18 protein-coding genes are annotated in these 21010 nt (G+C 43.1%); 4 read left to right on the forward strand and 14 right to left on the reverse strand.

Going from position 1 to position 21010, the window contains the following annotated elements; translation table 11 throughout:
- Positions 1-33 precede the first annotated feature (33 nt).
- Positions 34-207, reverse strand: a complete 174-nt coding sequence (locus AC4E8A_RS18340) for a Spo0E family sporulation regulatory protein-aspartic acid phosphatase (protein ID WP_490195126.1) — start codon at positions 205-207, stop codon at positions 34-36.
- 146 nt (positions 208-353) lie between these two features.
- Here AC4E8A_RS18340 and AC4E8A_RS18345 point away from each other — a divergent pair, with 146 nt between their 5' ends.
- A complete protein-coding gene (locus AC4E8A_RS18345) occupies positions 354-1247 on the forward strand; it encodes a LysR family transcriptional regulator (RefSeq protein WP_490195128.1) in 894 nt (297 codons plus the stop codon).
- Between the two features lie 80 nt (positions 1248-1327).
- On the opposite strand, the gene AC4E8A_RS18350 is transcribed toward AC4E8A_RS18345, so the two are convergent.
- The 9 genes from AC4E8A_RS18350 to AC4E8A_RS18390 all read right to left on the reverse strand — a co-directional run bounded on the left by AC4E8A_RS18350 (position 1328) and on the right by AC4E8A_RS18390 (position 11475).
- Positions 1328-2638 carry a GntP family permease gene (locus AC4E8A_RS18350; protein WP_490195130.1) on the reverse strand — a complete coding sequence of 437 codons (1311 nt, stop codon included), beginning with the start codon at positions 2636-2638 and terminating at the stop codon, positions 1328-1330.
- 22 nt (positions 2639-2660) lie between these two features.
- The gene (locus tag AC4E8A_RS18355) at positions 2661-3680 is read right to left on the reverse strand and encodes a LacI family DNA-binding transcriptional regulator (protein ID WP_490195132.1); all 1020 of its coding nucleotides are present in this window, start codon (positions 3678-3680) and stop codon (positions 2661-2663) included.
- Between the two features lie 60 nt (positions 3681-3740).
- Positions 3741-5015 carry a histidinol dehydrogenase gene (gene hisD / locus AC4E8A_RS18360; RefSeq protein WP_490195134.1) on the reverse strand — a complete coding sequence of 425 codons (1275 nt, stop codon included), beginning with the start codon at positions 5013-5015 and terminating at the stop codon, positions 3741-3743.
- Positions 5016-5060: 45 nt separating this feature from the next.
- A complete protein-coding gene (locus AC4E8A_RS18365) occupies positions 5061-5822 on the reverse strand; it encodes an SDR family NAD(P)-dependent oxidoreductase (RefSeq protein WP_490195136.1) in 762 nt (253 codons plus the stop codon).
- Positions 5806-6771, reverse strand: coding sequence for a 3-hydroxyacyl-CoA dehydrogenase family protein (locus AC4E8A_RS18370; protein WP_490195138.1), 966 nt, complete (start codon positions 6769-6771; stop codon positions 5806-5808). Before AC4E8A_RS18370 ends, AC4E8A_RS18365 begins: the two co-directional genes overlap by 17 nt.
- 401 nt (positions 6772-7172) lie before the next feature.
- Entirely contained in the window at positions 7173-8021 is an 849-nt protein-coding gene (gene dat / locus AC4E8A_RS18375; RefSeq protein ID WP_490195140.1) for a D-amino-acid transaminase, read from the reverse strand.
- Positions 8022-8043: 22 nt separating this feature from the next.
- On the reverse strand, positions 8044-9456 hold the full coding sequence (gene pepV / locus AC4E8A_RS18380) for a dipeptidase PepV (protein WP_490195142.1): 1413 nt from the start codon (positions 9454-9456) through the stop codon (positions 8044-8046).
- A gap of 158 nt (positions 9457-9614) precedes the next feature.
- A complete protein-coding gene (locus tag AC4E8A_RS18385; RefSeq protein WP_490195144.1) occupies positions 9615-10772 on the reverse strand; it encodes an ABC transporter permease in 1158 nt (385 codons plus the stop codon).
- A complete protein-coding gene (locus AC4E8A_RS18390) occupies positions 10765-11475 on the reverse strand; it encodes an ABC transporter ATP-binding protein (protein WP_490195146.1) in 711 nt (236 codons plus the stop codon). Before AC4E8A_RS18390 ends, AC4E8A_RS18385 begins: the two co-directional genes overlap by 8 nt.
- A gap of 300 nt (positions 11476-11775) precedes the next feature.
- Here AC4E8A_RS18390 and AC4E8A_RS18395 point away from each other — a divergent pair, with 300 nt between their 5' ends.
- On the forward strand, positions 11776-11997 hold the full coding sequence (locus AC4E8A_RS18395; RefSeq protein WP_119546235.1) for a DeoR family transcriptional regulator: 222 nt from the start codon (positions 11776-11778) through the stop codon (positions 11995-11997).
- 159 nt (positions 11998-12156) lie between these two features.
- Here the strand turns inward: AC4E8A_RS18395 and AC4E8A_RS18400 are convergent, their stop codons facing one another.
- Both AC4E8A_RS18400 and AC4E8A_RS18405 read right to left on the reverse strand, forming a co-directional pair.
- Positions 12157-12876: a pseudouridine synthase gene (locus AC4E8A_RS18400; protein WP_490195148.1), complete on the reverse strand. Its 720-nt coding sequence runs from the start codon at positions 12874-12876 to the stop codon at positions 12157-12159.
- A gap of 402 nt (positions 12877-13278) precedes the next feature.
- Complete coding sequence (locus AC4E8A_RS18405) at positions 13279-14901, reverse strand: putative polysaccharide biosynthesis protein (RefSeq protein WP_490195150.1); 1623 nt, start codon at positions 14899-14901, stop codon at positions 13279-13281.
- Positions 14902-15101: 200 nt separating this feature from the next.
- Here AC4E8A_RS18405 and AC4E8A_RS18410 point away from each other — a divergent pair, with 200 nt between their 5' ends.
- Positions 15102-16331, forward strand: a complete 1230-nt coding sequence (locus tag AC4E8A_RS18410; RefSeq protein ID WP_490198933.1) for a BaiN/RdsA family NAD(P)/FAD-dependent oxidoreductase — start codon at positions 15102-15104, stop codon at positions 16329-16331.
- Positions 16332-16450: 119 nt separating this feature from the next.
- Here the strand turns inward: AC4E8A_RS18410 and AC4E8A_RS18415 are convergent, their stop codons facing one another.
- A complete protein-coding gene (locus AC4E8A_RS18415) occupies positions 16451-16636 on the reverse strand; it encodes a sporulation protein Cse60 (protein WP_490195151.1) in 186 nt (61 codons plus the stop codon).
- A 611-nt stretch (positions 16637-17247) separates the two neighbouring features.
- Between AC4E8A_RS18415 and proS the strand changes: the two genes are divergently transcribed.
- A complete protein-coding gene (proS, locus tag AC4E8A_RS18420) occupies positions 17248-18678 on the forward strand; it encodes a proline--tRNA ligase (protein ID WP_490195153.1) in 1431 nt (476 codons plus the stop codon).
- A 1113-nt stretch (positions 18679-19791) separates the two neighbouring features.
- Here the strand turns inward: proS and AC4E8A_RS18425 are convergent.
- On the reverse strand, positions 19792-20982 hold the full coding sequence (locus AC4E8A_RS18425; RefSeq protein WP_490195155.1) for an iron-containing alcohol dehydrogenase family protein: 1191 nt from the start codon (positions 20980-20982) through the stop codon (positions 19792-19794).
- Positions 20983-21010 lie beyond the last annotated feature (28 nt).

Below are 21010 nucleotides of genomic sequence, written 5' to 3' on the forward strand. Positions count from 1 at the left end.
ATTGTCATCCTGTTCATAGGAATCGTACGTCCTTTAATACTCCCACTGTTCTTTTTTCATCTTTTTTCTTTGTACATGATTAATAAGCACATCCAGCTCCTGGCTTATCTTAATAGTTGTCTCACTATCCAGGCCGTGCCGGGCAGCAGACGTGAATAACCTTGTCCTTGTTTCTTCAATCTCTCTATAAATATCATACTCTCCCAAAAGGAATCCCTCCAGAGTAAAATAAACAGAATTTGGTATTTTATACTCCTAAAAAATTATAAAACGTGATAGTATTAATGTAAATTTAATGATGTTAAACATACGTTAAGTTCTGCTTAAATAAACTAAGTGAGGCGTTAGTAACATTGAATCTGGAACAAATTAAGTATGTGCTGGAAATCAGCAAAGCAGGATCTTTTACAAGAGCAGCCGGGCGACTGCACCTATCTCCCTCAGCTTTAAGCCAGTCCATTTCCCAATTAGAAAAGGAGTTAGGTGTGACCATATTTCTACGTTCCAGAAAAGGGACGGTACCGACATCAGAAGGAAAAAAAATTATCAAAAGAGGAAATGAAATTATTTCCAGCCTCGAGAATTTGTTTGAGGAACTTTCTCTGAATAAAGAAGAAAAATACCTTAAGATAGGATGCTCACCTTCCATAACCTACGTTGTGTATGATGCGTTTTTGCTTTTTAACAAGGATCTTAGCCATGTGAAAGTAGAAATCATTGAGTTGGACCAAGATGAAATTCTACAAAAACTTATTCATGGAGAAATCGACCTTGCCTTCTCCCCTTTCAGTGAAGAAGAACTAAACGGCATCCATATCAGTGACTTTATTGACTATAAGTTAATCTATACAGGATACGCCTGCGTTTGTGCAGGAAAGGACTCCCCCCTTTATTTGAAGGAGTTTGTAACGTTAGAGGATTTGAAAGAAGAAAAGATGGTCATGTACAGCTCCAAACGTTCCAATGAATTTAACAATCAATACCTGCCCAACGCTTCCCTTCTTTTCACCACCAATAATATTGAAGTATTAAAAAGTGCTCTTTTGGATGGTCATGCCTCATCACTGGTATACAACTTCACATTTAAAAACCACCCTGATGTAAAAAAAGGGAATCTGGCAATTATTCCTTTCATGAATCCCGGGAAAATCCTCAACTATTTTTGGATCATCTCCAATAAAAATAAAGGGCTGTCATTTGAAGGAGAAGAATTCCTGAAGAAGATTATCCGTCTTCTGAATGAATAACATACGTTCGTTGTCTACAAACCAAAAAAGGCTGCCCCTAATCAGTTAGAGGCAGCCTTCTACTATGTTCAGCTTTTTAATTAAAATAGGGAGAAGAGTACAACAGCTAAAATGACTCCCAGTATAGGAACGATAACAGTCAAAGCACCAAATGCTGGATAGGCATCCTTATGTTCTTCACCTGCAATGGCACGAATGGTCGTCACCACATATCCCCCATGAGGAAGTGAATCAATCGACCCTGAAGAGATAGCAACGACACGATGCAATTCTTCAGGTACTACACCCATATCAATATAGTGAGGTGCCAGAAGCGGCAGGGCAATAGATTGACCTCCAGAGGCAGAACCTGTTAAGCCGGCAATAACTGATACAGCAAGCGCTCCTCCAATTAGGGGGCTCCCAGGAATATTCGTCATGAAATCGACAGCTGAAGCGAATGCCGGGGTTGCTTTTGCCACTCCACCAAAACCCACAACCGCCGACGTGTTGGCAATCGCTATCAGGGCACCCACAGTTCCCTCTGTAGCAGCTTCCCAAACATTTTTAAAATATTGGCGGTTCAGTACATAGGTCATAATACATCCACCCAACAATGCGACAATCAAAGCTGATTGTGCTAATGAATCATGAAACAGAAAGGAAATGACAAGTACAACAAGCAATGGTACCATACTTAGAAATGGATTGGGCAGGTCGGTCCGCACGAATGCCGGATCATTTTCTCGTGCATCAAACTTTTCTCCATTTCTTACAGCTTTGTTGATCATTTTCTTTAACCACCAGTACCCAAACACAATCATAAAGACGGCAACGATAAAACTTACTTCCCAGCCCGCGTAGGGAGAGGTTCCCAAGAATTGGATCGGAATCCAGTTTTGGATTTCAGGCGACCCGGCAGATGTCATGGTAAATGTCGTAGATCCGAACGCTAGAGCAGCTGGTATAAACCGCCTTGGCAGATTAGCTTCCTTAAAAAGACTTAACGCCATCGGATAGACAGAGAAGGCAACGACAAATAAACTGACTCCTCCATACGTTAATACCGCACATGCTATGACTACTGCCAAAGCAGCCTGTTTCATACCAATCTTTTGAATAATCCATTTTGACACACTGTCCGCTGCCCCGCTATCTTCCATTAACTTGCCGAATATGGCTCCAAACAGGAACATCAGATACCAGGAGGTAATAAAGCCTGCAAACCCTTCCATATAGTTTGACAGAAAACTGGCTTCTCCTTCATCAGCCAGTTGAGGGAAAATCGGTAAATTACTGAATAGTGCAACAACCAAAGCTGAAAGGGGGGCAGATAATAGCAAATTCATTCCTTTCATTGTCAAAATGATTAAAAGTGCTATCCCCCCAAGTAGTCCGATCATACTTAACATACGTTCCCCCTGTTCCCAAAAATCAACTTCTCTTCTTTAGGCTTCGATCCAATACAGAGCCCCTTTCGACGAGACAGCCTTCTATTTTCTGAATCTCCGGGACATCTTTTATCTTGTTGATGTTATCCATTAAGAGATTGACAGTGTAATCAACCATCTCATCAACAGGCTGATGCCAGGTAGTTAATGAATAGGATGACCAGTCTGACATTGAGACATTATCGAAACCGATGACCGATATATCCTCCGGTATCCTATAGCCGGATTTTTTCAGGAAGTCAATTGCCCCGAATGCTGAAATATCATTGGCACAGAATATGGCATCAAGATTTTTGTCTTGATTCATTAACCTTTCGGCTGCTTGATAGCCTCCATCATAGGTATAGTGGCCATTCTCAATCAAGAATCTTGAGATTCCATGACTTGCTAATGCCTGCCGAAATCCATGCTGACGCTCAACAGTAGTGGAGGTATTGATCGGTCCAGAGATAAATGCTGGATTTTTGTGTCCTTTGTTTAGTAAGTACTCCCCGATCTTTCTGCCTGCAGTGTTGTTATCACATACAACTGCATTGCTTAAGGAGTCATGAGCATATCGATTGAAAAGCACTACGGATATGCCATTTTTAGTGAATTTCTCCACAGTTGAAGAGGTAAGGAGGGCATCTGTGATGATGACGCCTTCCACACTATATTCAAACAACTGATAAATCTCATTTTCAGATATTTCATTGTTCTGAGAGTTAATGAACATCACTTGATATCCTTCTTTTGCAAGTTGATGATGAAATTTTTTCAAGACCTCAGGATAGAAAGGATTTTGGATATCCCTCATAACAATTCCGATGATCCTTGACTGATTTGTGATCAGTCCCCTTGCAATCGCATTTGGCTGGTACCCAAGCTGTTCGGCAGTATCAAGGATGAGTTTCTTCTTTTTTGGTGAAATACTGGAATTTTTACTAAAAGCCCTGGAAACGCTCGATTGGGAAACACCGGCCAAGCGAGCGACATCCATTGCTGTTACTTTTTTATTTTTCAATACTGTTTCCTCCTGCCTATTGTCTAGACAGATTATATCAAATATCCTGCTGTTTTCGTCTTACTTCTTGTAACGTCTTACACGCAGGTCAGCTTGGGCCTGGTGCCCTTTAAACCCTTCCAAGTCACATAAACGGGAAGCATATTCTCCGATTTTCACGCTTGCTTCAGGGGAAACACGCTGATAAGTGCAGGTTTTCAAAAATTTCCCTACCCAAAGTCCACCTGTATAACGGGCTGCTTTCTTTGTCGGCAGAGTATGATTGGTGCCGATGACTTTATCACCGTACGCTACATTTGTTTCTGGCCCAAGGAAAAGAGCTCCATAATTCGTCATGTTTTCCAGGAAGTACTTTGGATCTTCAGTCAATACTTCCACATGCTCGTATGCCAGCTTATCTGCCTCAGAAAGGGCTTCTTCAATGTTCTCTACAAGGATGATAGATCCATAGTCATTCCAGGAAACACTTGCTACATCTGCTGTTGGAAGCGTCTGCAGCTGACGTTCAATTTCTGTTTCTGTCTCCCTTGCTAATTTTTCCGAAGTGGTAATAAGAGCTGACGGTGAGTTTGGACCATGCTCAGCTTGGCCAAGAAGATCGGTAGCAATCATTTCTGCATCAGCTGTTTCATCGGCGATCACAAGCGTTTCAGTTGGACCAGCAAATAAGTCAATGCCAACTCGTCCATACAATTGGCGCTTCGCTTCAGCAACAAATGCATTCCCCGGTCCTACAAGCATATCTACAGGCTCAATTGTTTCAGTCCCGATTGCCATCGCACCCATCGCTTGAATACCGCCAAGAATATAGATTTCATCTGCTCCCGCTAAGTACATAGCAGTAACGGTTGCTGCAGGGATTTCCCCTTTGATCGGCGGTGTGCAGGCAACCACCCTTTTCACTCCGGCAACCTTTGCTGTCAGGACACTCATATGAGAGGAAGCAACCATTGGGTAACGGCCTCCAGGAATATAGCAGCCAACACTGTTCACCGGAATATTCTTATGCCCCAGAAATACTCCTGGCATCGTTTCTACTTCAATATCACGGATGGACTCTTTTTGATGCTGAGCAAAATTTCGGATCTGCTCCTGCGCAAACTTGATGTCATGAACGACTTGTTCAGGAACAGATTGTACAATCTCCTGGATTTGTTCGTCAGTCAATCGGAAGCTTTCCGGGGACCACTTATCGAATTTTTCTGAATGGGCACGAACTTCTTTATCCCCGTTTTCTTCTATGGATGTAAGAACATTGCTTACTGCTTCTCTTACTTTTACATCTGCTTCTTGAACCTCTTGGTCGTTCTTTCCTTTTTTAATATAGATCGCCATGTTATTAATTCACTCCATTAAAGTTTTTTGAATACGTATGCAAAATTAAATAGCCGTCCAGCCGCCATCTACTTTAATTGTTTCACCTGTAATAAATTTGGCCATATGGGAAGAAAGAAAAAGAGTGGCTGCCGTTACATCCTCTGGGTCAGACAATGTTCCTAAGGGAATCCTGCTGTACACGTCCTTCTCAAATTCCTTATCTTCAAACATTTTTTCAGTAAGGCCGGTTTTTATAAAAGTGGGAGCGACTGCATTCACATTGATTTTATGTGCTGCCCACTCTACCGCCAGCGCCTTCGTCAACTGGACCATTCCGCCTTTGCTTGCACAATAGGCAGCACGTTTCCAGTACCCGACAAAAGCCATCTGGGAAGCAATATTGATGATTCTTCCTGATTTCTTCGGAATCATGTATTCAGCAGCTTTTTGGCTGCAGAAAAATGCCGACTTTAAATTTGTATCCAATGTCAGGTTCCAATCTTCTTCTGTAACTTCCATAGCTGGCTTCGGCCGGTTCACTCCGGCATTGTTTACTAAAATATCAAGGGTCCCCATATGCCCGACTGCTGTCTCAATCAACCTCTGAATCTCAGATACTTGCAATAGGTCAGCGGAAACATAAGAACAGTTTGGGTTATATTGCTGGAGTTCTTCAGTTGTTTGTTGTAAATCTTTCTCTTGTCTCCCGGCAACCACCACTTTGGAGCCCTGCTTGGCATAAGCCAATGCAATATCCTTTCCGATTCCTTTGCTCCCCCCTGTGACCAGGACCGATTTGTTCTCAAGATCAGGAAATGATGTCATATGGATTCCCCCTCTTTTCAGCACCAAGGTCTCTTTTTAAGAACCGTATGAGCTCTTGTTCCCTCTTCTGGTTCACTTCTTCCGAAAACGCTTTATCCCATTTATAGTACCCTTCCTCTGTTTTATCTCCCAGTTTCTTGTTATCTACCAAACTTCTGAGAGTCGGGAATGAAGAGTCAGCATTAGTCAGGGATGGAAAAAGATAATCAGAAATGGCAGAAAAGACATCCAGCCCTCCCATATCAGCCGTCATAATCGGTCCCGTTACAGGAAGTCTGCGCCCGATCCCGTACGTAACGGCTGCATCAATATCTTCCTTGCTTGCAATCCCTTCCTCCAATAAATATTGTGCTTCACGGAACAAAGCATATTGCAGGCGGTTCCCAACAAAACCTGGAATCGATTTTTTCACTTCAATGGGTTTTTTTCTCATTTTATTGATTAAGGTAAACGTTCTTTCCAGTGTTCGTTCATTTGTTTGTTCTCCCTTAACCACCTCAACCAAAGGGATAAGATGGGCCGGATTCCAAAAATGAGTCACGATTGTCCGTTCCGGATGAGCTGTATTGGATGCAATCTCTGTGGGATCAAGGCCTGAGGTGTTGCTTGCCAAAATCACTTCCGGGCTGCAAAGTCCATCCAATTTAGTGAAAATTTCTTTTTTTAAGTGGATATTTTCTGGAATTGCTTCAATGATAAAGGTTGCTTCTTTAACAGCTTCTTCTATCGAGGTGGTGACGGTCATTCGGTCTTTAATAGTTGTTACCTCTTCAGAAAGAATCAAACCATTTTCGACCAGAAGCTCGAGCTTCTTCAAAAGCTTGGTGTATCCCTGGTCTATGTCTTCTTCGTTCACTCCCTGCATAACAACGTCAAAGCCGAACCACGCCGCATTCAAAGCAATCGAGTGACCCATTGTTCCACATCCAAGAACAGTTACTTTCTCCAATCATTCACCAACTTTCAGAAATATCATATTTTTGAATACGTATTCATATTATAATGTAAGCGCTATTTTTTCAACAAAAATCTTTCATATTTTTATTTTTTTTCAAATTGAATATCATTTCACCATCCACTTTAACCCATAAAAACAGAAACAGCGGTCACTTAGAACAAAGCAACCTTTTTTCTAAGTGACCACCACCATTTTGGTGCATTCCCTGCTGAAAAGCCCATTCCGCCAGCCACGTGAAAATTTGGTTGATTCCTTACTAAATGGTTTATATCAACCTTTTGATTAAATGACTCCAGGAATTCAATAGTCCAAATGAGCAATCTGTGAATGTGTGAATGTGTGAATACAAAAATAAACAGCCCTGGAAAAGGCTGTTTATTTTATCTATCTATTCAATTGCACTGCAGAGCAATTTTCTCTTCAAATCGGGCTTGCAGTTTTTTGGTTACTTCGCCAGGCTCAGGAGATTCAAACTCTTTCCCAACGACCTTTACAATCGGCATCACTTCTGAAGTGGTGCTGGCAAGGAAAATTTCATCGGCTGCGAGAAGCTCCTCCACTGTAAACTCTTCTTCTTTGAAAGGAATGTTTTGCTCTTTGCATATATCCAGGATGACTCTGCGGGTAATCCCGTTCAGAATCAGGTTGGTTGCGGGATGCGTCTTGATGGTACCACCCTTGACGATGAACATGTTCGAGGATGATCCTTCCGTCACCGTGTCTCCCCTATGAAGAATTGCTTCAAAACAGCCAGATTCAGCCGCTTCCTGTTTCGCCATGATGTTCCCAAGAAGATTCAGGCTTTTGATGTCACATCTCAGCCAGCGCATATCTTCCACCAGCTTGGCATGGACGCCATTTTCCAGTTTGTCTTTCGGCCTTTCCACTTCTTTTGTATAAGCAGTAAAAGCAGGCACAACATCCTTTGCAGGATAATGGTGCTGTCTCGCAGCCACCCCGCGGGAAAACTGAAGATAAATCGTTCCATCCTTAATATTATTTCTTTGGACCAATGAAGCTAAAAGATTTTTCAGCTCTTCCAAAGTATAGCCAAGTGTCATACCAATTTTGGCGGCACTTTCAAACAACCTTGTCAGGTGCTCATCAGCTGTAAAAAACGTCCCATTGTACACACGGACGACTTCGTAAATACCATCTCCGAATTGATATCCTCTGTCTTCAATATCCACTTTCGCTTTATCTCGTTCTAGGATCTGACCATTGAGAATAACGTATTCCAATTTCTTCTCTCCCTTTTCGAAACTATTTTTTTGCAAGCTCTGCAATTGCCTGTGCATAAATGGCGGTTGCTTTGAGCAGGTCTTCCACAAACATATGTTCATCTTTTTGATGGGCGACGTCCTCTCGTCCCGGGAACAATGGGCCAAATGCCACTCCTGACTCCAGGGAACGGGCATACGTTCCGCCGCCGATACTTACTAATTCACCTTTATCACCCGTTTGGTCTTCATAAACCTTTTGCAGGGTTTTCACTAATACATGATCTTTATCCACGTGATGCGGCTTGGAATCAGAGAAGTTTTCAATCGAGAAGCCTTGCTGAGACACAAGCTTTTCCACTTTTGCTTTTGCATCGTCCAGTTTGAACGTAACCGGATATCTCATATTCAAACCAAGTGAACCGCCATCTTGTTGATCATACCTAAGTTTTCCTACATTGATAGTCAGCGGCCCAGTGATATCATCTTCATAATTGATTCCGAGATTCTTCCCTCTGGAATCACCGCAGAAATACTCTTTAATAAAGGTAAAATACTTCTTGGATGCTGAGTCGATTTTAGCTGTGCTCAAGAAATCAGCAAGGATCAATCCTGCATTCTTACCATTGTCCGGTTCCATCCCGTGAGATGAGACACCTTCAAGTTCAAGGAAGAGATCACCATTTTCCATGTAGTAGTTTCCTGTAAGGCTTTGGACTTTCATATATTGTTCATAGTCCTGCACAAGTGTCGAATGATCAGATGACACTGACAGCTTCGCTTTCGCAAAATCAGGAACCATATTATAACGCCTGCCGGATTCAAAGTTCTGCACTGTAATTCCTGAATCTTTTCCAGTAGAATCTGCCGCTAGGATAAGATCATAATCCGCGATGCCTTTTTCAGCATATATAATTGGAAAATCAGCATCCGGCGCAAAGCCCATCGTCGGCATCTCTTCTACATTGAAATAATGCTCGACACAGCGCCAGTCACTTTCTTCATCCGTACCGATGATCATTCGGACACGCTTATCCAAAGGGATGTCTAATTCCTTCACGATTTTCATGGCATAATAAGCAGCGATCGTCGGGCCTTTATCATCCATGGCACCTCTGGCAAAAATCTTGCCATCCTTGATTACACCGCTAAACGGATCAACGCTCCACCCATCTCCTTCCGGAACGACATCAACGTGACAAAGTATTCCGAGCAGCTCTTCTCCCTGTCCGAATTCCAAATGTCCTGCGAGGTGGTCCACATTTTTAGCTGTAAAGCCGTCTTTTTCGCCTAAATTCAATAGATATGTAAGTGCTTCTTTGACCCCTTCACCTAGTGGAGCTTCTTCTGTTGTATTTTCTTCGTCAAGAATACTCTTGATTTGCAGGAACGTTTGCAGGTCTGCGAGTAAATCATCTTTTCGTTTTTCTACTTCTTGCATCCAGTTAATATTCATTCATGAGTCTCCTTTATCAAAATGTTTGACTACTCTCTATTCTAAACGTTATCTGCCGCCATGCAAATCCTTGCGTGTTTTTTAGGTCCTATATCTGGGTGCCATTTATAAATTCCCAATTTTGTATCCGGTATCTGGATTTTCAAAAACGGCAGCACTTAAAAGACGCCATAATAACTCAGCACCGAAAAGGCGAGCACGATGAAAAATGGAATGAAGGCAAGTGTCCTGGTTGCTCTTTGTGCTTTGAGCCTATCAGTTTCGTCACTATACTTACTGCCAATGGGATGATTAGCGAACAATTTGTGCCACACCCATTCATTCCAGGCAAGGATGGACAACGCCACCAACCCCGCGGCACCAAGCTTCAGCCACAATGGCGGGAGGACAACCTGTGAGAATGAAAGAGTTCCGATCGATTGAAAGTAAGTCGCACTATAGGTGATATTCCTGATCAGGACTTTTGAATATAATTCAAGATAACCAAAGAATGGAGTTCTTTTTTTGAAAAGGGTCTGTGATTTCCTGAACAGTCTCGGCTTGCTTCTCTCTGATGCCACCGGTTCCTTCTCCACCTGATATGAAAACATAAAGATCATCGCAATCCACTTTACTTTCAGCATCCCTTCAATTCTCAAATCCCTTTGCATGGATTTTTTACTATATATCCTTCTGCGGTTCATGACAATAGAAATGCCAATCAAAAGAATGCCGGCAGCAGCAAGCAGAACATACTGGGCCGAGTCGATCAATTGATAGGCGGCTCCCCAAAGCTGCAACTGCAAAACAATTGCGAGTAAAAAAAGCAGGGGCCTCTTCCAACTTTTCTGAAATCCTGCGAGAACTCCTTTTACGGCAATATGGCTCCACTTCGATGAAAGCAGGAATAACAGATACACCAAGAACTCTGAAGTGCCTGCTTTGTAGTGATTCAGCCAAAAGGGGGCCAGAAGGAGACCGATGCATGCCGTCATCAGCAGTGTCATACTATACGTGCTGATGACACCCCATTTTTTCAACCCGAGGAACAGCCTTTGATCTTTAAGCAGAAAAATTTGATCGGCCCCCAATAGATAGGTCCTGAAATACCCTGCCAAAATATAGACAAAAGGAATCAGGAAAAATATTTCAAACGGCATCTGCGCAGCCCAGTAGGGAATCTCATGCCACCACGAACGGTAAATCATTGAGCCGATGATAACTGATGGAACAATAAGATAAAGCATGATGGTCCAGTCTGCAATTGATTTGATTACCTTGTATTGGAATAAAAAGCAGTCCCTGAATCTTCGCAGGAAAAGCGAAAAACTACTCACTATCTTCCCTCTCTTCATCCGGAATGCAATCATAAAGGCTGCCGCCTTCCGCTCCGCATTCCTTTAAAACTTCCTCAAGATTACCAGCAGCAATCAATGATCCCTTGTTGATGACGACAAAATCATCGCAAATCCTTTGAGCTGTATCCAGGACATGAGTACACATCAGGATGCCGGCTCCTCTTGCCTTTTCTTCTTCCAGTGACTTCAGCATAAGTTTTGTCGCATTCGGGTCAAGCCCGATAAATGGTTCGTCTATGATGAGCAGCTGCGGCTCAGTCAATAAAGCCAGCGCAATCATCCCCTTTTGCTGCATCCCTTTTGAAAAAGTGGTCGGAAATTGATGAGCATGCTCAAATAGCCGATACTTTCTCAAGAGTTCCTCGCCTTTCTGCTTATAGACATCTTGAGGGATTTTTTCCACTGTGCCGACAAACTCAATATGTTCCCAAAGCGTCAGTTCATCATAATAAATCGGTCTTTCCGGGATATAGGAATAGGAAATCCCTTCAGAGATATCCGATTTTCCTTCCATGAATGGAAGCAAGCCCAGCATTCCCTTGATCGTCGTACTTTTCCCAGCTCCATTGGAACCAATCATCCCAAGAATCTTACCTGACTTTATTGAAAATGAAATCGAGTGTATCAAAGGTGTCCCTGTTTCATATCCGCCTTTACTAATATCTACGTTTAGAATGTTCATCACTTTTCCCTCCTCTAGTAAATACGGTTTATCAGAAAAAAAGGTTCTGATTTTTTTAATTTTTTTCTGTCATCTACATATAATCAATGTATCAGGCTATTTAAGAAACATTTAATTTTTTGTAAATTTGGACATTTTTCTAGAAATCACGGCTTAAGAGGAGTACAATAAAAGTGTTCCGGCATCTATGAAAACCAAATGAAAAGGAGCTGTCTCAAACGGAATATATTCCTTGATGAGTAGAAACTCTGAAGCTGTATGCAGGCTTGCCTTTGGGAAAAAAGATGAGGGAGTGGTTCTTTGAAACCTTCAACAAATCGAATGCTGACACGAATAAAATCCATCTACATTTATATTAAAAATAATGGCACTGTGACCACACAGGACCTTGTAGATGAGTTCAGTATTACTCCGCGCACCATTCAAAGAGATCTGAATGTTTTGGCTTACAATGACTTAGTAGAGAGTCCTTGCCGGGGCCAGTGGACAACGACGGAAAAGAAGGTTAAGATGACCTCCTAGCTACATAGCTGAAACTGGAAATGTTATTATAAAACAAAAAAAGAGCTGGTGCCTTGTGCACAAGCTCTTTTTCTGCAGATTAGCGAATTCAAGATCAATTGGCCTTTAAGTGAGCATCTCCAGCCCAAAAGTACCACAGACACTTCCATAAGACATTCCTTAATCTATCTTATAATCCTTCAATCCCTCCACTTCTTCATCCGTCAGTTCCCGATATTCCCCAAGTTCAAGTGTGTCATCAAGAGGAAGCGGTCCCATTGATATTCTTTTAAGATAGATGACCCTTTTGCCAACCGATTCAAACATTCTTTTCACCTGGTGGAATTTGCCTTCGGATATAGTTAAATTGATTTCGGAACGCAGACCTGAAGAGATGATCTCCAGTTCCCCCGGTTTGGTTTCATAGCCGTCATCCAATGTAACACCTTCTGCAAAAGCCTTCACATCTTCTTCTGTCACTTCTCCATCTATCACTGCAAAATAGGTTTTCGGGACATGTTTTTTTGGGGAAAGAAGCTGATGAGAAAGCTGGCCGTCGTTTGTGATCAGCAACAACCCTTCTGTATCCTTATCAAGCCTTCCTACAGGAAATGGATTAAATATTTGGTCTTCCATTTCAAGAAGGTCTATGACGGTTTCCCCTTCAGCATCCTCTGTAGCAGACAGGACTCCGGGCGGTTTATTCATCATCAGGTAAACAAATTCTCTATATACCACTTCTTCCCCATGGACGGTAACCATGTCTTTTTCAGGGTCGACCTGGAACTTGGGGTCTTTGACCGTTTCCCCATTAACCAGGGTCCCTCCGCCTTTTAGATGCTTTTTCACTTCTTTTCTGCTCCCAAATCCCATATTGGATAGCAATTTATCGATTCTCAATTCTTGGTCACTTCCCATTCATTTAAGTGTCGGCCTATCCCCTTCTATAGTGCATAGGCTGTAGTGAGTATATTAACTGCGGGGTGTGCCCATATATAACCTAGACAATAGGGACAGGGCGGATATTTCTTTCCACAGCCGCCGTTCCCGTAAATACCCGGGTATGGCGGAAGTTTTGGCGGCGAATACAGTTCTTTCGATACCAAATCAAGATCATGCAGAAAGGCAGATACAGCTCTTTGACCGCAGGGTGGAACGTTTGGAACGACAGGTGGATCGGTTTTAAAGGAAACTGGGTTAAGAACCCGTTCACATTAACATAAAAAAGGAAGAGGTGACTTTACTATTAAAGTTCATCTCTTCCTATTGTACCTTTACTATTGGTTTCTATAAAAGGAATTACTACTGGCCCAGCTTCAACTTCCTTCTGACCTTGGCGGCGCGCTCACCGAACAATCGGTCGGCAAGCCTTGACCTGAAGCTCAAGTAGAAATAAATGCCCGCCCCGGCCAAACCGCAAATCGCCACAAGCAGAATCGCTTGCATCTTAGCTGAAGGATCAAGAAACTGAGACAGGATTCCATACAGAATAACGACAACCACAGCCATAACCAGGTTAAACATCACAATCAGCAAGGCTCTCCTGAATACTGTTTTGTATTGATAGTTCCCATATATCTTTATAACGATAAGATTGATGACTGTTGCGGCAAGGTATCCAAGTGTTGTAGCAAGGATGGCACCTTGGGTTTCCATCAATTTGATCAACGGTATATTCAATGCCAATTTGATCAATAAGCCGACAAGCAGGCTGAGAATCGTGTATTTTTGCTTATCGATCCCCTGCAGGATTGCTGCGGTAACGGCAAATAGCGCAAATAAAATCGCGACAGGGGCATACGTCCTCAATACCTCAGTCCCCAAATCACTATGGCTGTAGAACAATGTATAGGTCGGCTCAGCCAGTAAAGAGATTCCCAAAGCTGCGGGAACCGTCAGGAACAGCAGAATCTGAAAAGTCTGGTCCAGCTGACGGTTCATCTTCCCATAGTCGTCCTGGGTGAACGCTGATGTGATTAAAGGTAACAGAGACATTGAAAAGGCAGTGGCAAGAGAAACCGGGATGATGACCAGCTTGTGTGCCGCAAAAGTTAATATTCCAAAAGCTGTGTCCGCATTATCGGCATTTCCAATCGTCCCCATCGCCCTGTTGAAGGTGACCTGATCGACCAGTTGAAACAACGGATTCGCAATCCCAACAAATATAAAAGGAATCGAATAGGCAATGATTTCTTTATAGATTTCCACCAATGAGATATCAATCGTTCCTTTATCTTCTTCCAGCATCTTGTCAAAGTGGTGTTTTCGCTTAAACCAGTACCAGATCAGGGAGGCGAGGCTTGCTACCCCACCGATGAATGCCCCGAACGTGGCCACACTGATGGCAGTCGTCATGTCGCCCTTGATGACATAAAGAACGACATACACACCGACCAGCAAGAAGACGATCCGGACAATCTGCTCGATGACCTGCGAAACGGCCGTCGGGCCCATCGAATTATGCCCTTGGAAAAATCCCCTGATCAAACTCATGAACGGGATGATGATCAAGGCAAAGCTGACGGCTCTGATGACCGTCGTAACCTGTGCAACTGTAATGATTTGTTCATCACTTGGAATCGTGATTTTCGCAAAGAACGGTGCAAAGGCATACATAATCAGAAATGAAACGATGCCGGTAAGGGTCATCAAAACCAAACCGGATTTGAACAATTTCCTTCCGACGCTGTATTCCTGCAGTGAATTATATTTTGAAATAAACTTTGACACCGCAAGCGGCACACCCGCTGTGGCGATCGTCAAAAAAATCGTGTAAGGGATATATCCATATGAGTACAAGGAAGTCGGTGCAACTTCATTGCCAAGCAAAGCGTAGAACGGTATAACAAAAAAAAGACCGAGAAACTTTGAAATAAATACGCCGAGCGTTAAAATAAACGTACCTCTAATTAAAGTCGATGACATAAAAATTCCCTTCCGAAACTTCTAATTTCACACTATAGGTAGTTTACTATTCAGACATCTGAAACACAACTAGAAAGCTATTGGGGAATCGTTTGTAATCTATGGCAAATACCATTAAAATTAGCGTGACAGCGTGAAAGTTGGTGGAACTATTGAAGAAATATGATGTAATTGTAATCGGAGGCGGACCATCTGGACTGATGGCATCCATCGCTGCCGGAGAAAACGGCGGAAAAGTCCTCCTGGTTGATAAAGGAAACAAACTGGGGAGAAAGCTTGCGATTTCAGGCGGCGGCCGCTGTAACGTCACAAACAGACTGCCCATTGATGAAATCATCAAACACATCCCTGGAAATGGGCGCTTCCTCTACAGCGCCTTTTCGGAATTCAATAATGAAGATATCATCGCCTTCTTTGAAAACCTCGGGATCGAGCTGAAGGAAGAGGATCACGGCAGGATGTTCCCTGTTTCAAACAAGGCACAATCCGTCGTCGATGCCCTTCTCAACCGTATGGCTGAACTGGGGGTGGACGTTCGGAAAAATTCCCCAGTCCAGGAAGTCATTTATGAGGATGGGCGCACTGCAGGTGTCACACTGGAAAGCGGTGAAACCTTTACTGCAGGATCGGTCATCATCGCAGTAGGTGGAAAATCGGTCCCCCATACAGGTTCAACAGGGGACGGATATGTTTGGGCTGAAGCCGCCGGACATACGATCACTGATTTGTTCCCTACGGAAGTGCCTTTGACTTCTGATGAACCTTTCATCAAGGAACGGGAACTACAGGGATTGTCTCTTCGCGGCGTTGAGCTGAGTGTGTTGAATCCAAAAGGAAAATCTTTGATCACCCACAAGATGGACATGATTTTTACCCATCTTGGTATTTCAGGGCCTGCCGTGCTGCGGTGCAGCCAGTATGTCGTCAAAGCAATGAAAAAATGGAACCTGACACATGTGACCATGCACATCGACAGCATTCCCGAAAAAAACGAGGAAATGCTGTTTCAAGAATTGAATTCGCTCATCAAAAAGGAAGAAGAGAAAAAAGCCGTCAAAAATAGCCTGAAGGGCTTTTTGCCTGAACGATATCTCATGTTCTTGCTGGAACGAGCTGAAATCGATCCCGACCAAAAGGGAATCACCCTCTCAGGGGAAAAAATCAGGGAACTTGCGCGTCTTGCCAAAGGTTTCACATTCACTGTAAATGGAACACTCTCCATCGAGAAAGCGTTCGTAACGGGCGGCGGAGTTTCTATTAAAGAAATTCATCCCAAGACGATGGCTTCAAAAAAAATGGACGGGCTGTTCTTCTGCGGCGAAGTCCTCGATATTCATGGCTACACAGGCGGATACAACATCACCTCCGCCCTTGTCACAGGAAGGCTCGCTGGTGCAAACGCTGCATTAAGTGCATTGGAACAATACTGATGAAAAGACCGGTCAAAGCTTTTTGCATTGACCGGTCTTTCTCGTGTCTGAAACGCTTTAGCGCTTTAAAGCAGCCGGGGACAGTCCCCGGCTGCTTTAAAGCGCTAAAGTAACACCCATCACTTTTTATAAACAATCATCGCCGAGAAGCAATAAATCTGTTCATCATCATCGTCTTCAGGCATGGCCGCCACATGATATTTGATATCGACGATACTGCTCTCATCCACTGACTTAAGAAAACTATTCATATCCTTCTCCAAATCCTTTTCATGCTCATAATCAAACACCTTTACCTGGATCATGATCAATTCTCCCTTTTCACATATTCTATTAGCATTCTAGCCAGTTTTTCTAATTTTCAGTCACGCCGTGGTTCCAGGCACAAGGTGCTTCCTTTGTATCTGGAACAGAATAGAAAAATATGAATTGACTTTTTCTTCCGGGCAAAATATAATACTTAAAAATACTGAAACATTGAAGAAGGATTAGTAGAATGATCCGGTCACTGACAAGAGAGGGAGCTCCCGGCTGCAAGGCTCCTATTGGCTGCCATTCGAACCTGCCTCCTGAGTTCTGTAGCGCATACAGCGGTTCAAACCGTTATCATGATACGAGTGTAAAGCTTTGCTTTGAAACAGGGTGGTACCGCCAGTTTTTCTGGTCCCTGACATAGCAGGGCTTTTTTTGTTTTAATTATCTTCAAGCTTACCAAGAGGAAATGTTCAAATGTGTTAATGATCATCATGCTGTTAGTCCGTTTTTCCAACTTCATTGATTGTTTGGGGAGGAAGGTGTGCTGCCTCCTGCTGAATCAGCGGGACAAGTGAGAACCCGCAGGCACTGGCCCCGCGGAGCCGGACACCTGGAGCGGTAATCAACAACCATTTTCACAAGAAAATCGGAGGTGTAAGGAATGGGAAAAGAGTTTGTAAAAAACATCACTGGCATGGATGAAGATTTCGCCCAGTGGTATACCGATGTCGTAACAAAAGCCGAATTGATTGATTATTCCAGTGTCCGGGGATCAATGATCATCCGCCCATACGGATATGCCCTTTGGGAAAACATTAAAGATGAACTGGATAAAAGAATCAAAGAAACAGGACATGAAAATGTCTATATGCCCCTTTTCATTCCTGAAAGCCTGCTGCAAAGAGAGAAGGACCATATCGAAGGATTTGCTCCGGAAGTGGCCTGGGTCACCCACGGCGGCGATGAAGAATTACAGGAACGCCTTTGTGTCCGCCCAACATCAGAAGTTCTTTTCGGTGAGCACTATAAAAATATCATCCACTCTTACCGCGACTTGCCTAAGCTATATAACCAATGGGCAAATGTAGTGAGATGGGAAAAAACAACGAGACCTTTCCTCCGCACCCTTGAATTCCTTTGGCAGGAAGGCCACACCTGCCACGAAACAGACGAGGACGCTCATGAAGAGACGGTTAAAATGCTTGAGGTCTATGCGGAGCTTTGCGAAAACATCCTTGCCATACCGGTGATCAAAGGGAAAAAAACGGAAAAAGAAAAATTTGCAGGCGCCAAATATACTTACACAATCGAGAGCCTTATGCATGACGGAAAAGCCCTGCAATCCGGCACGTCCCATCACTTAGGTGACGGATTTGCCAAGGCATTCGGAATCCAGTTCTCTGACAGGGAAGGCAATCTCCAATATGTGCAGCAGACTTCATGGGGTTTCACAACGCGCATTATCGGTGCCATGATCATGGTCCACGGCGATGACAGAGGATTGGTCATCCCTCCAAAAGCGGCGCCAACACAATTGATGATTGTCCCAATCGCCCAACATAAGGATGGCGTGCTCGATTTTGCGTATGACCTTAAGGACAGATTAGCTGATTCCTTCCGCGTCGGTATCGATGCGAGCGATAAAAAGCCCGGCTGGAAATTCAATGAGTATGAAATGAAAGGAATCCCTCTTCGTTTAGAAGCTGGCCCTCGTGATATTGAGCAGAACCAGGTCATCATAGTGCGCCGGGATACTGGCGAGAAAGTGACTGTTGCCATTGATGAACTGGAGAGCAAAATTGCTCAGCTCCTTAATGACGTGCAGCACAATCTGTTCGACAAAGCCTTAAAGCACCGCGAAGAAAAAACAAGTGTTGCGGTCAATTTTGAAGAGTTTGCTGAAAAACTGAACACCAACAAAGGATTCATCAAAGCCATGTGGTGCGGAGATCAGTCGTGTGAAGACAAAATCAAAGAAGAAACAGGCGCAACCTCCCGCTGCATTCCTTTTGAAGAAGAGAGCGTTTCAGAAGAATGTGTTTGCTGCGGAAAAGAAGCCAAACAGCTTGTATATTGGGCACGTGCGTATTAAGAGAAGAAAAAGGTCATAGGCCGGCTCTTCTTTTGCTGCTGGAGGGATTAAGACTGCCTTTTGCCTGTCTCTCATTTTTTAAAAGGAATTGTTCCTGAACCAGGTTGCTGGCGTGTTTGTCCTTCTTACCATGTTAAAGAACTGTTGCTGCCAGTTTCATAATTCCTTAAAATAAGCAAAATCGCCAGGGAATCTGTTCTTGATTCATTATATATATCACTTTATTGCTGGTTATTGCGGCATCCTGAGATGATTAGCGGGTTTAACTGGAGAAATTTCAAGGAAAATATTTCATTTTGTCAGTAGAGTAGAGCAGTAAACTTCATGACAAAAAAATTCTCCCAAAGTACCGCTTTAACTCGTTCGGTTGAGTGGGAGAAAATGCATATTTGCTGGTGGTTTTGCGGGTAAAATACAAAGACTTTTGCAGGCTGTTTTGAAGTGTAATATGTATGAAAAATTGCACAAAAAAGAGGAGCTGCCAACGACCTTGCAGCTCCTCACTTCTATTATGCATTATTTAAGTAAGCCCCAGATCGGTTGAACAGCGGGTTTCCCGTTAAACTTTGCATTCTTCAGCAATGAGACCAGGTTCTCTGCTAATTGAGGTTTATAGAGGGAAAAATTCCCCTTAATTAGCAAATAGTATTGAAAACAGCTTAAATAGAGGGAGAAATTCCTCTTATTTGACTCAAAAAACGTGAAGATAGGCAGCTTTGCTTTGTAAAAAGGGAAAAACTCCCCTTATTTTCCGCAAAAACCACGTCTACTCTACATCTAACGGTAAAATCTCCCTTTATTTTTCTCCCACTGGTTATTCCCCTTCATCTTCCCATCTATTGTATCTGGCACTAACGCATCCGCGGACAAATTTGCAACAAAAAATGCAGACCAGTTTGCAACACCACATAAATTTATGCGGTAGTGCAAATTGGCCTGCAAATCAGTATGCAGCAATAAGCGAAAAACCACCGAAACCATTAATATGCTGATAAAAAAGCCGATACAAAATGCTATGCAAATTGTACCGCAAATTACCTTTCAATTTATTGGTTTCTCCCTCTGTACTGAAAGGGTTAAGTACCGCTTTGGGAGGGTTTTTTGCATTTTATATTAATTTTTTGCCGGTAATACCTTGTTATAAATAGTCATGATGTCTTCTTTAACTGCTTTTCTTGGGTTATAGTGAACCGTCCCATGATCATTCATGGCATCCTCTGCCAGCTCTTCCACTTTATCTTCTGTAAAGTCAACTGCAAGGTAGCTGAACGTTTCTGGAATATCAATAGAACGCAAGAAATCACGAACAAGTTGCACTAAGGATTTTGCAGCCTTCCTATCACTCACTGCTGCCAGGCTTGAATCAAACATGCGGGCAATATCTGCGTATTTCTTTGGATTTGCCGGTATATTATGCTCAATAATATGCGGCAAAATTATAGCATTTGCCAGGCCATGTGGTACATGGTACCTTGCTGACATAGGATGGGATAAGGAGTGCACCATTCCAAGTCCTGCAATCGTGAATGACATTCCCGCAAGTGTGCTCGCCAGATGTACTTGTGCACGGGCTTCAATGTTATCAGCATTTGCATAGGTCTGCGGAAGGTTTTCCCAAATCATACGAATAGCTTGCAAGGCAAGTGCATCGGTGAATGGGTTCGCAGGCAGTGAGACATATGATTCGATAGCATGGACAAGGGCATCTGCACCTGTTGCTGCAACATGCTGTCTTGGAAGTCCAAGAGTTAACATTGGATCGACAAACACTGTTTTAGGAATAAGATAAGATGAGGCCAGTACTAGTTTTCTGCCTGCGTCAGTATCTGTTATAACACTTACACGAGTTACTTCAGACCCAGTTCCAATAGTAGTCCCAATTGCAAATAATGGAGGAATTATGTCCTCGATCGGTTTCCGGCCAAGGCTGTAGTCCAAAACAAATCCAGGATGTGTAACACCGACAGCCAATGCTTTTGCATAGTCGATCGCACTTCCGCCCCCGATAGTGACAATCATATCCGCCTTTTCTTGGTTATACTTCTCGACTCCTGCCATAACAGAATTTGCAGGCGGATTCGGTTGTACATCTGAAAATACATAATATTCAATTCCTGCATCTGTTAAAGGACTCACGACTTTATCTACTACACCAGAATCAATCAGGCCTTTATCGGTAACGATAAAAGCTTTTTTCCCATTGGCATTTTTGATGCTGTCAGCCAATTCCTGTTCGACGATGTTAAGTCCGAATTTCAAATCTACGTTTAGATTTAAATTGAATGGTTTATTCATTAAGCCCATTGTCATACGCTCCTTGTTAGTCAGTTAG

The sequence above is a fragment of the Bacillus sp. SRL337 genome, assembly GCF_984799155.1.

Bases quoted from the DNA above. Each gene is read 5' to 3' on its own strand.
- AC4E8A_RS18365 (WP_490195136.1), bottom strand. From the start codon at position 5,822: ATGACATCATTTCCTGATCTTGAGAACAAATCGGTCCTGGTCACAGGG.
- AC4E8A_RS18415 (WP_490195151.1), bottom strand. From the start codon at position 16,636: ATGATCCAGGTAAAGGTGTTTGATTATGAGCATGAAAAGGATTTGGAG.
- AC4E8A_RS18425 (WP_490195155.1), bottom strand. From the start codon at position 20,982: ATGGGCTTAATGAATAAACCATTCAATTTAAATCTAAACGTAGATTTG.
- AC4E8A_RS18405 (WP_490195150.1), bottom strand. From the start codon at position 14,901: ATGTCATCGACTTTAATTAGAGGTACGTTTATTTTAACGCTCGGCGTA.
- pepV (WP_490195142.1), bottom strand. From the start codon at position 9,456: ATGAATATTAACTGGATGCAAGAAGTAGAAAAACGAAAAGATGATTTA.
- AC4E8A_RS18350 (WP_490195130.1), bottom strand. From the start codon at position 2,638: ATGTTAAGTATGATCGGACTACTTGGGGGGATAGCACTTTTAATCATT.
- AC4E8A_RS18390 (WP_490195146.1), bottom strand. From the start codon at position 11,475: ATGAACATTCTAAACGTAGATATTAGTAAAGGCGGATATGAAACAGGG.
- AC4E8A_RS18410 (WP_490198933.1), top strand. From the start codon at position 15,102: ATGGCATCCATCGCTGCCGGAGAAAACGGCGGAAAAGTCCTCCTGGTT.
- hisD (WP_490195134.1), bottom strand. From the start codon at position 5,015: ATGGCGATCTATATTAAAAAAGGAAAGAACGACCAAGAGGTTCAAGAA.
- proS (WP_490195153.1), top strand. From the start codon at position 17,248: ATGGGAAAAGAGTTTGTAAAAAACATCACTGGCATGGATGAAGATTTC.